This is a genomic window from Ruegeria sp. HKCCD6119 (assembly GCF_013110585.1).
Taxonomy (GTDB): Bacteria; Pseudomonadota; Alphaproteobacteria; order Rhodobacterales; family Rhodobacteraceae; genus Ruegeria.
In genome coordinates this window covers 177,112-189,756 of the sequence record NZ_WVQV01000002.1, presented here as the reverse complement: position 1 = coordinate 189,756, position 12,645 = coordinate 177,112, and the positions used below count along the sequence as shown (strand labels likewise).

Annotated in this window: 11 protein-coding genes; 7 read left to right on the top strand and 4 right to left on the bottom strand. The window is 59.8% G+C overall.

Annotated features, from left to right (window positions below):
- Nucleotides 1-11 precede the first annotated feature (11 nt).
- Genes hisC through GS611_RS08170 form a run of 3 tightly spaced genes read left to right on the top strand, consistent with a single transcriptional unit; the run spans nt 12 to nt 2,844 of the window.
- On the top strand, nt 12-1,097 hold the full coding sequence (gene hisC, locus GS611_RS08180) for a histidinol-phosphate transaminase (protein WP_171634533.1): 1,086 nt from the start codon (nt 12-14) through the stop codon (nt 1,095-1,097).
- Nucleotides 1,094-2,014 (top strand): prephenate/arogenate dehydrogenase family protein, encoded by a 921-nt coding sequence (locus tag GS611_RS08175; protein ID WP_171634530.1) that lies wholly within the window; start codon nt 1,094-1,096, stop codon nt 2,012-2,014. Before hisC ends, GS611_RS08175 begins: the two co-directional genes overlap by 4 nt.
- Nucleotides 2,011-2,844: an extensin family protein gene (locus GS611_RS08170; RefSeq protein ID WP_171634528.1), complete on the top strand. Its 834-nt coding sequence runs from the start codon at nt 2,011-2,013 to the stop codon at nt 2,842-2,844. Before GS611_RS08175 ends, GS611_RS08170 begins: the two co-directional genes overlap by 4 nt.
- Here the strand turns inward: GS611_RS08170 and GS611_RS08165 are convergent.
- The gene (locus GS611_RS08165; RefSeq protein ID WP_171634525.1) at nt 2,841-3,839 is read right to left on the bottom strand and encodes a DUF2125 domain-containing protein; all 999 of its coding nucleotides are present in this window, start codon (nt 3,837-3,839) and stop codon (nt 2,841-2,843) included. The genes GS611_RS08170 and GS611_RS08165 overlap by 4 nt on opposite strands.
- Before the next feature lie 66 nt (nt 3,840-3,905).
- Between GS611_RS08165 and GS611_RS08160 the strand changes: the two genes are divergently transcribed.
- From GS611_RS08160 to GS611_RS08150, 3 genes are all read left to right on the top strand, one after another.
- A complete protein-coding gene (locus GS611_RS08160) occupies nt 3,906-4,436 on the top strand; it encodes a gamma-glutamylcyclotransferase (RefSeq protein WP_152459021.1) in 531 nt (176 codons plus the stop codon).
- A gap of 69 nt (nt 4,437-4,505) precedes the next feature.
- Nucleotides 4,506-5,684, top strand: a complete 1,179-nt coding sequence (locus GS611_RS08155; protein ID WP_152459020.1) for a biopolymer transporter ExbB — start codon at nt 4,506-4,508, stop codon at nt 5,682-5,684.
- Nucleotides 5,685-5,687: 3 nt separating this feature from the next.
- Nucleotides 5,688-7,430, top strand: a complete 1,743-nt coding sequence (locus GS611_RS08150) for a peptidoglycan -binding protein (protein WP_171634523.1) — start codon at nt 5,688-5,690, stop codon at nt 7,428-7,430.
- 49 nt (nt 7,431-7,479) lie between these two features.
- Here GS611_RS08150 and GS611_RS21105 read toward each other — a convergent pair whose 3' ends face one another.
- The 3 genes from GS611_RS21105 to gloB all read right to left on the bottom strand — a co-directional run bounded on the left by GS611_RS21105 (nt 7,480) and on the right by gloB (nt 11,772).
- Nucleotides 7,480-8,367 (bottom strand): YHYH protein, encoded by an 888-nt coding sequence (locus GS611_RS21105; RefSeq protein WP_171634519.1) that lies wholly within the window; start codon nt 8,365-8,367, stop codon nt 7,480-7,482.
- A gap of 138 nt (nt 8,368-8,505) precedes the next feature.
- On the bottom strand, nt 8,506-10,830 hold the full coding sequence (gene clpA / locus GS611_RS08140; protein ID WP_171168952.1) for an ATP-dependent Clp protease ATP-binding subunit ClpA: 2,325 nt from the start codon (nt 10,828-10,830) through the stop codon (nt 8,506-8,508).
- 174 nt (nt 10,831-11,004) lie between these two features.
- Nucleotides 11,005-11,772 carry a hydroxyacylglutathione hydrolase gene (gloB, locus tag GS611_RS08135; RefSeq protein WP_171634515.1) on the bottom strand — a complete coding sequence of 256 codons (768 nt, stop codon included), beginning with the start codon at nt 11,770-11,772 and terminating at the stop codon, nt 11,005-11,007.
- A gap of 61 nt (nt 11,773-11,833) precedes the next feature.
- On the opposite strand from gloB, the gene GS611_RS08130 reads away from it, so the two are divergent.
- Nucleotides 11,834-12,568, top strand: coding sequence for a class I SAM-dependent methyltransferase (locus GS611_RS08130; RefSeq protein WP_171634510.1), 735 nt, complete (start codon nt 11,834-11,836; stop codon nt 12,566-12,568).
- The last annotated feature ends 77 nt before the right edge of the window (nt 12,569-12,645 follow it).

The window sequence follows — 12,645 nt, the reverse complement described above, 5'->3', positions numbered from 1 at the left end:
CGGAGCCTCTCATGACCAAGATCACCCCACAACCCGGCATTATGGACATCGCGCTGTATCAGGGCGGTCAGTCGTATGTGGCGGGAGTGGAGCATGTGATCAAGCTGAGCTCGAACGAGAACCCGTTTGGACCCAGCCCCAAGGCCATAGAGGCGGTGCGCGACAGCGCGGCCACTCTGCATCGTTATCCCAGCACCGACCACGCGAGCCTGCGCGCGGCCATCGGCGCACGCCATGGGCTGGACCCGGCGCGGATCATCTGCGGTGTCGGCAGCGACGAGGTATTGCAATTCGTCGCCCAGGCCTACGCGGGGCTGGGGGACGAGGTGATCTATACCGAGCACGGGTTTTCCATGTACCCGATCATCGCCCGCATGGCCGGCGCGACGCCGGTCATGGTGGCCGAACGTGACCGCAAGGTGGATGTGGATGCCATTCTCGCCGCGGTGACGGGGCAGACGCGGATCGTGTTTGTCACCAACCCCGGCAATCCAACTTCGACCATGATCCCGAACGACGAACTGGAACGTCTGGCGCTGGGTCTGCCCGACACCTGCCTGATGGTTCTGGATGGCGCTTATGCGGAGTTTGTCGATGGGTTCGATGGCGGGGCGTCGCTGGTTGACGCCCATGAGAATGTAATCATGACGCGCACCTTCTCAAAAGTGTACGGGCTGGGCGGTATGCGTGTCGGATGGGGCTATGCGCACCGCCCGATCATCGACGTGCTGAACCGGGTGCGCCAGCCCTTCAACCTGTCAATGACCGCATTGGCGGCGGCTGAAGCTGCGGTAAAGGATGTGGAATTCCTGACCTTCTGTCAGGCCGAAAACGCGCGCCTTCGTGTGTGGCTGGCCGATCAATTGGCCAAGACAGGCGTGCCGTCGGACCCGTCCTGCACCAACTTCATCCTAACGCGTTTTGCCGATCAGGCCGAGGCCGAGGCCTGCGATGACTACCTGAAAACGCAGGGTTTGATTGTCCGCCGGGTTGCAGGCTACAACCTGCCGAACGCCTTGCGGATCACCGTGGGCGACGAAGAAGCCTGCCGCCGTGTGGTTGCGGCGATCACTGCATTCAAAGAGGGCGCAGCATGAGCCAGATTTACGACCGCGTTGCGCTGATCGGGCTGGGCCTGATTGCTTCGTCCATGTTCTGGGCGATGAAACGTGCAGGGCTGGCCGGGGAAGTGACGGGTTATGCCCGGTCTGAAAAGTCCCGTGAAACCGCGCGCAGGATCGGATTGTGTGACCGTGTTTGCGACACGGCACGCGAGGCGGTCGAAGGCGCCGATCTTGTCGTGCTCTGCGTGCCTGTGGGGGCTATGGGCGCAGTTGCAGAAGAAATTGCACCCGTGCTGAAACCCGGTGCCACCGTTACGGATGTGGGTTCGGTCAAGCGGGGCGTCATTCGGGCGGTACAGCCTCATATCCCCGACGGAGTGCATTTCGTTCCCGCGCATCCCTTGGCAGGGACCGAGCATTCCGGCCCTGAATCCGGGTTTGCCGAACTGTTTGACAATCGCTGGTGCCTGTTGGTCCCGGTCGAGGGTTCGGACCCGGATGCCATTGCCCGTCTGCGCGCGCTCTGGGAGGGCATGGGGTCGAATGTCGATGAGATGGATGCGGATCACCACGATCTGGTCCTCGCCGTAACGTCCCATGCGCCGCACCTGATTGCCTACACGATGGTTGGCGTGGCCGACGATCTGCGACGGGTAACCGACAGCGAAGTCATCAAATATTCGGCCGCCGGCTTCCGCGACTTCACCCGGATTGCCGCGTCCGACCCGATCATGTGGCGGGATGTGTTCCTGTCCAACAAGGATGCGACGCTGGAAATCCTGGGCCGGTTCACCGAAGAGCTTTTTGCCCTGCAACGCGCCATACGCACTGGCGACGGCGATCATTTGTTTGACTACTTCACCCGCACCCGTGCTATTCGTCGCGGCATCATCGATGCCGGGCAGGATACGGATGCGCCGGACTTTGGGCGGGGAAAGGCAAGTTCATGAGACTGCGCTGGGGGCATATTCTGATCGGGGTCGTGGCTTTGAGCGCCGCGCCGGTTCATGCCGCGCCCCTTGACCAGTCTTTGGTGCCCCTCATGCGCCCTTTGACTGTTCAGCAGGCTGTCAGCGCGCCTGCCCCTTCTGACATTGCCAACCTGCGTCCGGTTTCGCGTCCGGTTTCGCCGCAAGTCACGGCTGCGGCGGCGCGCCCGTCGGAGCTGCCACTTCTGGGGCCGGACACATCCTTGATGCCTTATTTGCGACCCGAGTCTGTCGAGCAGCAGGTGTTGTTCAAAAGGCGCAAGCTGCGCAAAGGGTCTGTTTGCGGGGATATTGCCATTCAAGGCAAACCTGTTGGCCGTGTGGGCAGCAAGAATTCAGCCTGTGGTGTCAAGGATGCGGTGCAGATCACCTCGGTTTCGGGTGTGATGCTCAGCCGCCCCTCGACGATGGATTGCGGCACCGCCATTGCGTTGAACAAGTGGGTCGACAAGACCGTCAAACCCACCTTCAAACGCCGCGGGCCCGTGGTCGAGCTGCAAATCGCCGCCCATTATGCCTGCCGAACCCGCAATAACCGCAAAGGTGCGCGGATATCCGAACATGGCAAGGGTCGTGCGATCGATATCTCAGGTTTCAAAATGGCTGACGGTGAGGTGGTGACCGTCCTGAACGGGTGGCGCAAGAACCCGTCTCAGAAACAGCTCAAGAAGATCTGGCGCGGGGCGTGCGGCCCGTTTGGTACCGTGCTGGGACCGAATTCCGATCGCTATCACAAGGATCATTTCCACCTTGATACGGCCCGCTATCGCAGCGGACCCTACTGCCGTTAACGCAGGATCAGGCGCGGGGCAGGGCCCAAAGGCAGCGGCCCGAGCGCCACGAAACCATCGCGGAAATTCAGTTGCAGATCCAGCGCGTTGGGGTTTCCGCCCAGCCCTGCCAGAAAGTTCAGCCCTCGGGTGACGGGATCTACGGCCTGATCAGGAAGGGCTCCTGCCGCGTTTGCCATTGCGATCATATCCCGCCAGTTTTCGGCTTTGACGGCAATCTCTCCGGTCGGGATACCTTGGGCGTCCACATCCAGATCGCCTGTCGCGAACAGGCGCAGCTCACCCCATTTGATCTCGGCCAGACGCAGATCGATGGCCACGGGCTGCGGACGGCTGTCTTCGAGGGCGGACCGGCTCCAAACCTTGTCGAAAGTGGTGACCATATCCAGTTCCAGCGTCTCAAAGCTTTGCGGTAATGAACTTGCGGAATGCATCAGGGCTCGCAGTTTTTCCCCCGGTGTAAACCCATCCGCGCGGGCCGTGATGGAATAGGCTTCTGAAATTGGCGTTTGTTCCATGATCAGGCTCAGCGTGTCGCCCGAGGCCAGCGTGGTGGAGTTTTCCGTCACCGACCAGGCCTCGGCCGTCAAAGCCATTTTCTCCAGCACGAGCGAGACGCCGGGCTGCAATTGTAGCTCGGCCAGCAATTCGTCGGCCACGATTGTTGATGTCTGGTCGAAATATGACAGGCGTTGCGGTGTGTCCGCGAACCGCAATACCTGACGACCGGGCCAGACGGCGGGGCTTTTGAATTCGATCCAATCCGCGCTCCATGCCGTGCCGTTCACCGGATCCGCCAGTGCCGGATTGTTCAGACGGGTCATGTGGTGGGTCGGATAGCCCGCTGTCGCGACATTCGAGAAATCCGCTTGCCAGCCGCGCGCCTCCTGCTGTTCGAACCAGCCAGTGATCGCAGAGCGCAGGCCATACCCGGCCACGAACCAATAGGCGCTCCATGCCAGGGAAACAAAAATCAACACTCGTATCATACGCATTCGAAAGGCCCTTTTTCCCGCCTTGGAATTGATGTTTATAGGCCGAAACAGGCAAGGACCAGTGCAATGACGATGTGGGTATTCGGATATGGATCGCTGCTGTGGAATCCGGGCTTTCCGGTGGCACGCAGTGAACGCGCGACACTTCATGGTTATTCCCGCTCCTTCTGCATGAGCTCGATCCACCATCGTGGGACCGAAGAAAAACCCGGCCTGGTGCTGGCACTGGACGAACAGGAGAACGCAAGTTGCACCGGTTTGGCCCTTGCGGTCGAGGCGGGTCACGAAGACCGTACGCTGCACGAGCTGCGCGAGCGCGAGCTGATTTCCTCGGCCTATGTTGAACGTATGCTGGATGTGCACCTGGAAAACGGCGAAATCGTTAATGCCGTTACCTATGTGATCGATGCCGACCACGTCCAGTATTGCGGCGGGATGCCGTTGGAGGAACAGGCCCGGATCATCGCTCATGCGGTTGGCGGGCGCGGTCCGAATGACGAATACCTTTACAACACCGTAGAACATCTGGCCGAGATCGGGCTGCGTGACCATGATCTTGAGTGGTTGGCGCAACGGGTGCGCGACATTACCGCATAAACTCTTGGCGTCACGCGCGGAATCCCGCTAGATTCGACGCAAAGCAGGCAAATACCGGGAACCACGCGCATGGCGCAGGCACATCAGGGCGCGAGACCCCATTTCTCGCATCCCATTCGACAAATTCTGTTGATGTTGATGGCGATCGGCTTGTCCGGGCTGGGCGTGTTTCTGGCACTGCCTTACGTATTGCCGGTTTTCTATGCCAATCCGTATCTGAATGGTTTCATTCTGATCGTATTTCTTATCGGCGTCCTCGCTTGTTTTTATCAGGTTACGCAACTGATCGGGTCCGTGCGCTGGATCGAGGCCTTTGTCGGGGGCGTCGTTCGCGAAGATGCGCGTACACCGCAATTGCTGGCGCCTTTGGCTTCGCTGCTGCGGGAGAGAGGCGCGCGCTCACAGATCAGTTCCACCTCAACCCGGTCCATTCTGGACTCCGTGGCCGAGCGTGTCGAAGAAGAACGGGAAATCACGCGTTATATAACCAATGTTCTGATCTATTTGGGTCTGCTGGGTACATTCTTTGGCCTGGCGACAACCGTTCCAGCCATTGTCGACACCATCCGCAGCCTGAACCCGCAAGAAGGCGAAGAGGGGCTGGCCGTCTTCAATCGCCTGATGACCGGACTCGAGGCGCAGTTGCAGGGGATGGGCGTTGCGTTCGGGTCCTCTCTGCTGGGTTTGGCGGGATCGCTGATCGTTGGTCTGCTCGAAGTGTTTGCCGGGCACGGGCAGAACCGCTTTTATCGCGAGCTCGAAGAATGGCTGTCCTCGATCACCCGCGTCGGATTTGCCGGTGGTGAAGAGGGCGGGGCAGAGATCGCCGTACTGACACCTGTGCTGGATGCCATGTCCGAACAGATGGATGCGTTGCAGGATCTGTTTGCCGCTCAGGAAAGTGAGCGGGCTGAGGTTTCGGCCAAGCTGGGGCAACTGGTCGATGTGATTGCCGAGATGAACAATCGCCAGGCCAATACCGAAAGCGTCACTTCGGCTCTGGAGCGTGTTGCGCTGGGGCAGGATGCGTTGCTTGACCACATGCGCGAACACGGTGCAGGCGATGGCATCGATGCCGAAAGCCGGATGCGCCTGCGCTCGATGGACGTGCAGTTGCTGCGCATTCTCGAAGAGATTTCGGCGGGTCGTCAGGAAAGCATGAACGAATTCCGCAAGGATATCGAACTGCTGGTCAAGGCCCTGACCCTGCCGCGAGGCGCGGTGCGCACCACGCCGGAAGGAGAGTAACCCATGGCGCTGTCCCGCCGCACCGGTCAACGCTTCCAGGGCTCGGTCTGGCCCGGATTCGTGGACGCGATGACCGGGCTGCTGATGGTGCTGACATTCGTTTTGACCATCTTCATGGTGATTCAGTTCGTTCTGCGCGAAACCATTTCGGGTCAGGAAGACGAACTGACGACGCTGGCAGACGAGGTTGCTGCGCTTGCGGGCGCGCTGGGTTTGGAAGAGCGTGAAAACAGCCGCTTGCAGGCAAGGCTGGGTGCGTTGAACACGACGCTGTCGCAGGCCGAAGACGATCTGGCGCAAGCGCAGTCGCTGATCGCCTCTCTGACCACCGAACGCGACCGTCAGGCCGCCGCGTTGAATCAGGCGCAGACCCGTATCACGAATTTCGAAGCACAGGTTGCGGCGCTGCTTGCCGAGCAGGAACAGGCTTTGGGCGACATCGCAGCGCTTGAGACTGAGCGCGAGCGATTGCTGACGGAACAAGAGGCGCTGAACCTTGCCCTTGCACAAAGTCGCGAGGAAATCGATGCGCAGACGGAAGCTGCCCGATTGGCAGCCGCCCGCCGCGAGGCACTGGAAGCATTGGTTGCGGATCTGGAGCAAAGCGGCGATGAACGCGCGGCGGAAATCGCCACCCTTGAACAGCAACTGAGCGATGAAGAAGCCGCCCGCCTGGCCGAAGCCGCTGCTGCCGAGGCATTGCGAAACCGCCTTCAGGATGCGGATGCCGAGCTGACGGCCATGACGCTCGCGTTGGAGGCACAACGCAAAGAGGCCGAAGATACGCTGACCCTTCTGGCCGCCGCGCAAGCCGCGCGGGCCGAGCTTGAGCGACAATTCGGCGACGTGAATCCTGATGAATTGCGCGCCCAGCTCGAAGCCGCCCTGGAGGCGCAAACGCAAGCGCAGGCGGATGCTGATGAACAACGCACCCTGGCCGAACAAAGGCAGGCTTTGCTGGCTCTGGCAGAATCGACATTGTCGGAAGAGAAAGAAATCTCAGCCGAGGCCCAGCGTGAGGCGGCTCTTCTCAACCAGCAGATTGCCGCGCTGCGCGGGCAGTTGGGGTCCTTGCAGGCCCTGCTGGACGATTTCGAAGAGCGCAACGAGGCCGCCGAGATCCAAATCCAGACTTTGGGTCAGGACCTGAATGCCGCGCTGGCCCGTGCCGCTTCGGAAGAACGCCGGCGCCGCCTGCTGGAAGAAGCCGAGCGCCTGCGTCTCGAGGCCGAGGCCGAAGCACTGGCCGGTCAGAATGAGGAACTGGCAGCGCAGGCGGAAGATCTGCAACGCTATCGTTCGGAATTTTTCGGACGTCTCCGGGATGTCCTTGGCGATCAGGAAGGTGTGCGGATTGAAGGTGACCGCTTTGTCTTTTCATCCGAGGTTTTGTTTCCGACAGGATCAGCCGTGCTGTCCGCGGAAGGGCGGCAGGAGGTTGCGAAAGTTGCCAACATCCTGCGCAGTGTCGCCGCTGAAATTCCGCCCGGTCTGAACTGGGTGATCCGGGTCGACGGCCATACCGACAACGTTCCGCTGGCCGGTTCGGGCCGATACCGGGACAACTGGGAACTCAGCCAGGGTCGCGCGTTGTCTGTTGTGCGCTATATGGTCGACGCGCTGGGCATCCCACCCAATCGTCTGGCGGCAAACGGGTTTGGTGAATTCCAGCCGGTCAATCCGGCTGACACGCCCGAGGCGCGGGCACAGAACCGCCGGATCGAGCTGAAACTCACGGAAAGATAGCAAACCCTTGCCTCTTGCCTGGGTAATCTGCGTGATGGGATCAAACCGATTACCGTCTGCCAAAGCGAAAGCTTTGATCCGGAGTGCCCATGAAGCAGCGGGGTACCACGGGGTAATCCTCGGTCAGAAAATACGCATAGGTTCCTGAAGGGTATTCTGCTGAAACGGTGAAGACGCCGTTGCATTGGTCCAAATTGCCGTGACCCTGAACAAAAACGTAGTCCTCGTTGAAGGTGCCGTCATGCCGCCCGCCCGGCGCAGCGCCACCCGGCCGGTTGCCGGGTTTCAGACGATAAGACGACGTCATTTCGGTCACTTTGCCCCCTACGACGCCAGTGACGGCATATATCGGGAAACCATCTGCAGCATAGCCGATCAAGGGTGAATGCTCGGTCGGTGACCATCCCAGCAGCTTGACCAACCCTGTCGGTACACCGTGATAGTGATACTTTCCATTCGGCTGTACATGGGCATAATTGGCGTCCAACCCCAAGGAAACAGCGCCACCCAAGGCATTGTAGGACCACCCGGACCTGGGGTCGCCATGCCAGAACTCGGCCGCCTGCGGGTCGAACACAACCCCGTTGAGTGACACGCCAAAGTTCCACCCCATTTGCAGCGGCGTGATTGCACCTTTGGTCGTTGGATTTGCAGGCAATTTCAACCTGACCTTCTGCTGTTCGATCTGGTGCGGGTTGCCTTGGTTTGGAAACCGGCCAACCAGATGATCAGGAATGCCGTTGCCCGTCACTTTGATTTTTCCGCCTTTTTCTTTCACCGAGGCGCTGCTTTTCCCGGGGTTTTCGGTTGCGGGCACCAACCTCAGCGTTTCTGCGGTCGTTTCGTCGTGATAGCGAAACCTGTGCTGTGCAGTTGCCACAGCGGCAACGGCGGATAGGGCAAAGGCGGCGCCCCAGAGAATTGAAATTTTGCTCACGTGTCGATCCCTGTCTTGCGTTCATCATTGAAGATGACACGCGGCAGAAGTCTTTTTCCGTCGCACTTTATGCTGTCAGCAGAGAAAAAGCCCGGCGATGGGGATCGCCGGGCTTTGAAGGAGTTGTCTGTATTTTGGTCAGTCTGCCGTCAACAGAGGTGGTTTGTCTCCTGAAATGCGCCGTTGGTCCGGGCCAAGAATTTCAAGATCCAGTTCGCCCTTCTTGACCGAGACACGAACCACACCGCCCTTGGCCAGCTTGCCGAACAACAGCTCTTCGGCCAGCGGCTTCTTGATGTGCTCCTGAATGACACGACCCAGCGGGCGTGCACCCATCTTGTCGTCATATCCCTTGTCGGCCAGCCACTCGGCAGCTTTTGGGGTCAGGTCGATGGTCACGCCACGATCCAGCAGTTGTGCCTCAAGCTGTAGGACGAATTTCTCGACCACCTGCAAAATGACCTCTTTCGGCAGCGGTGCGAAGGAGATCACGGCATCCAGACGGTTGCGGAATTCCGGTGTGAACATGCGTTCGATCGCGGCCGTGTCTTCGCCTTCGCGCCGATCGCGACCGAAGCCGATGGCGGCCTTGGCCTGTTCCTGCGCGCCCGCATTCGAGGTCATGATCAGCACTACGTTGCGGAAATTCACCGTGCGACCGTTGTGATCGGTCAGCTCGCCATGGTCCATCACCTGCAACAGGATGTTGAACACGTCCGGGTGGGCCTTTTCTATCTCATCCAGCAACAACACGCAGTGCGGATGCTGGTCAACACCGTCGGTCAGCAAACCACCCTGATCAAACCCGACATAGCCCGGAGGGGCACCGATCAGGCGGCTGACGGCATGTTTCTCCATGTATTCCGACATGTCGAAACGCAGCAGTTCCACACCCAGGGTATCTGCAAGCTGTTTCGCCACCTCGGTCTTGCCAACCCCCGTCGGACCGGCAAACAGATAGTTGCCGATGGGTTTTTCAGGTTCACGCAGACCGGCGCGGGCCAGTTTGATCGCGCTGGACAGCGCCTCGATTGCCAGATCCTGACCAAACACCACCCGTTTCAGCGATGCTTCAAGGTCTTTCAGCACCAACGCATCATCCTTGGTGACGTTCTTGGGCGGAATGCGCGCGATCTTGGCGACAACCGCCTCGATCTCTTTGACGCCAATGGTCTTGCGCCGCTTGCTTTCCGCGACCAGATGCTGCGCCGCGCCGGCCTCGTCGATCACATCGATGGCCTTGTCGGGCAGCTTGCGGTCGTTGATGTAACGCGCCGACAGTTCGACCGCCGTCTTGATCGCATCGGCGGTGTATTTGATGTCATGATGCTCTTCGAAATAAGGCTTCAGCCCGCGCAAGATCTTTACGCTGTCTTCTACCGAAGGCTCGTTCACGTCGATCTTCTGGAACCGGCGGCTCAGCGCACGGTCCTTCTCGAAGTGCTGACGGAACTCTTTGTAGGTGGTCGAGCCCATGGTGCGCAGTTTGCCGCCCTGAAGCGCAGGCTTCAGCAGGTTCGAGGCATCCATAGCCCCACCCGAGGTCGCCCCGGCACCGATCACGGTATGGATTTCGTCGATGAACAACACCGCGTCCGGGTGATCCTCCAGTTCGGTCACAACCGCTTTCAGACGTTCTTCGAAATCACCGCGATAGCGGGTTCCGGCCAGCAGCGCGCCCATGTCCAAGGAATAGATCGTGGTATTGGCCAGCACATCGGGGGCCTCGCCACCGACGATCTTGTGCGCAAGGCCTTCTGCGATGGCGGTCTTGCCCACACCTGGATCCCCCACCAGCAGCGGGTTGTTCTTGCGGCGGCGGCACAGCACCTGGATGCAGCGTTCCACCTCATCCGAGCGTCCGATCAGCGGATCGACATCGCCAGCTCGAGCCTTGGCGTTCAGATCCACGCAGTATTTTCCCAGCGCGCTTTCTTTCTGTTCGGCTTCGCCGGATGTGGTCTGGGCGTCTTCTTCCACCTGATCCGCACCGGATACCGAGCGGCTTTCGCCATAGGCAGGATCCTTGGCGACGCCATGCGCGATGAAATTGACCGCGTCGTAACGGGTCATGTCCTGCTCTTGCAGGAAATAGGCGGCATTGCTTTCGCGTTCGGCGAATATGGCGACCAGAACGTTGGCGCCGGTCACTTCGGTCCGGCCCGAGCTTTGAACGTGGATCGCGGCGCGCTGAATGACGCGCTGGAACGCTGCGGTGGGTACGGCTTCGGATCCGTCGATATCCGTGACCAGATTCGAAAGATCCTCGTCGATGAACTCCACCAAAGTGCTGCGCAGCTCGTCCAGATCGACACTGCACGCTTTCATGACGCGCACGGCATCGGGTTCTTCCAGAAGGGCCAGCAGCAAATGCTCCAGCGTTGCGAATTCATGGCGCCGTTCATTCGCAGCCGCCAGGGCCGCGTGTATGGCTTGTTCCAATGTGCTCGAGAATGAAGGCACGCGGGTGCTCCTCTGTCTTGGGTCAGAAGGGGGCGGTTTCTTGGCCGGAACCCCATCCCAACCATGTCCTCATACTATTAGAGTTTGGTTGATCGTGGCCCGGCTTCAAGGGTTTTCTTTCACTTGACAGTCACATTTGTTGTGACCGTGGCTCTGAAGAGGAGCAAATAGGCATCAGAACCGGTCTTTTCTAGCCCGAATTTCGGCGAAAACGGCCTCGGGGTCAGCACCCACCATGCCTAATTTCGCCTGAATCGCCGGATCGGTGGCCCTCAGGAACGGATTTGTGGCCTTTTCAAGGGCCAGAGTCGAAGGAACAGTGGCCTTCCCGGCCGCACGCGCGCGGTCGATATCCGCAATGCGATCTTTCAAGGCTTGGTTTTCGGGATCGACTGTAATCGCGAATTTGGCGTTGGATTGTGTGTATTCGTGCCCTGAACAGACCAAAGTGTCGTCCGGCAGGGCGGCCAGCTTGTTCAAAGAGGCCCACATTTGCGCGGGTGTGCCCTCGAACAGGCGCCCACAACCCAGCGCCATCAGGCTGTCGGCGGTGAACACGGCGGAACTCTGCGGCATGTAGAATGCGATATGGCCATCCGTGTGCCCGGAAACGTCCAGAACCTGAACCGGTTCGCCGCCGATCTCGAAACTGTCGCCCTCTTTGACCTGCTGATCCAGCGGCGGCAGGCGGTTTGCGTCAGCGGCGGCCCCGATGACCTTTGCCGGTTGTTTGGCCAATATTCCCGCAAGCCCGTCCACGTGATCCCAGTGATGATGGGTCAACAGCACATGTGACAGCGTCCACCCCCGGTCATCCAACGCCTTCAGGACCGGTGCGGTCTCGGGCGCGTCGATCAGGGCGGTCTGGCCAGTGACGGCGTCATGCGCCAGAAAGGCGTAATTGTCGCTCAGGCACGGGATTGTAACGATTTCAAGAGGCATGGCCTTTTGCCCTTTCATTGCTAGACTGCGCCCAGCTAAGCCGATTGACCGGATGTCCGCAATGCATCTTGATGTACAGGATCTGAGGAACTTCTATTACCGCAGCACGTTGGGGCGTGCGGCGCAGGCGGCTATTCGCGGGCGTCTGATCGAGCTTTGGCCCGAAGCAAAAGGCCAGACAGTGGCGGGATTCGGTTTCGCGGTGCCTTTGCTGCGCCCTTACCTGTCGGATGCGCGCCGGGTCATCGGGTTGATGCCGGGACCACAGGGCGTGATGCCATGGCCGGCAGGCATGCCCAACGTTTCGGTCCTGACCGAAGAAACCCTCTGGCCGATCGAGACCGGCCACGTGGACAAGCTTGTGGTGATGCATGGGCTGGAAACGTCGGAACGGCCAAACCAGTTGCTTGACGAATGTTGGCGCGTGCTGGGCCCCGGTGGCCGGGCCGTCTTCATCGTTCCAAACCGGGCGGGTCTGTGGTCACGGTCGGACAAGACCCCGTTCGGGTTCGGGCGCCCGTACTCTGCAACTCAGCTGGAAAACCAGCTTAAGGCGCATCACTTCCTGCCCGAGGTGCATTGCTCGGCCTTGTATATGCCTCCGTCGTTCCGGCGATTCTGGTTGAAATCCGGCAACCTGATCGAAAAGACCGGCCAGCGGATTCCGACGGTGATGGCGGGTGGGGTGCTGATGGTGGAAGTCAGCAAACATATCCGCCCGCCAAGCGGCAGCGTGACCAAAGACGCGGTCAAAAGACCGATCAAAGCGCTGGACGGCTTGCTGAAGCCCGCCTGAGACCCCGGGCAATTCCATGCGAAAAATTGAGGAAAAAAAGTCACAGGAATCGCAAAAACCTGCATATTCGTAACATT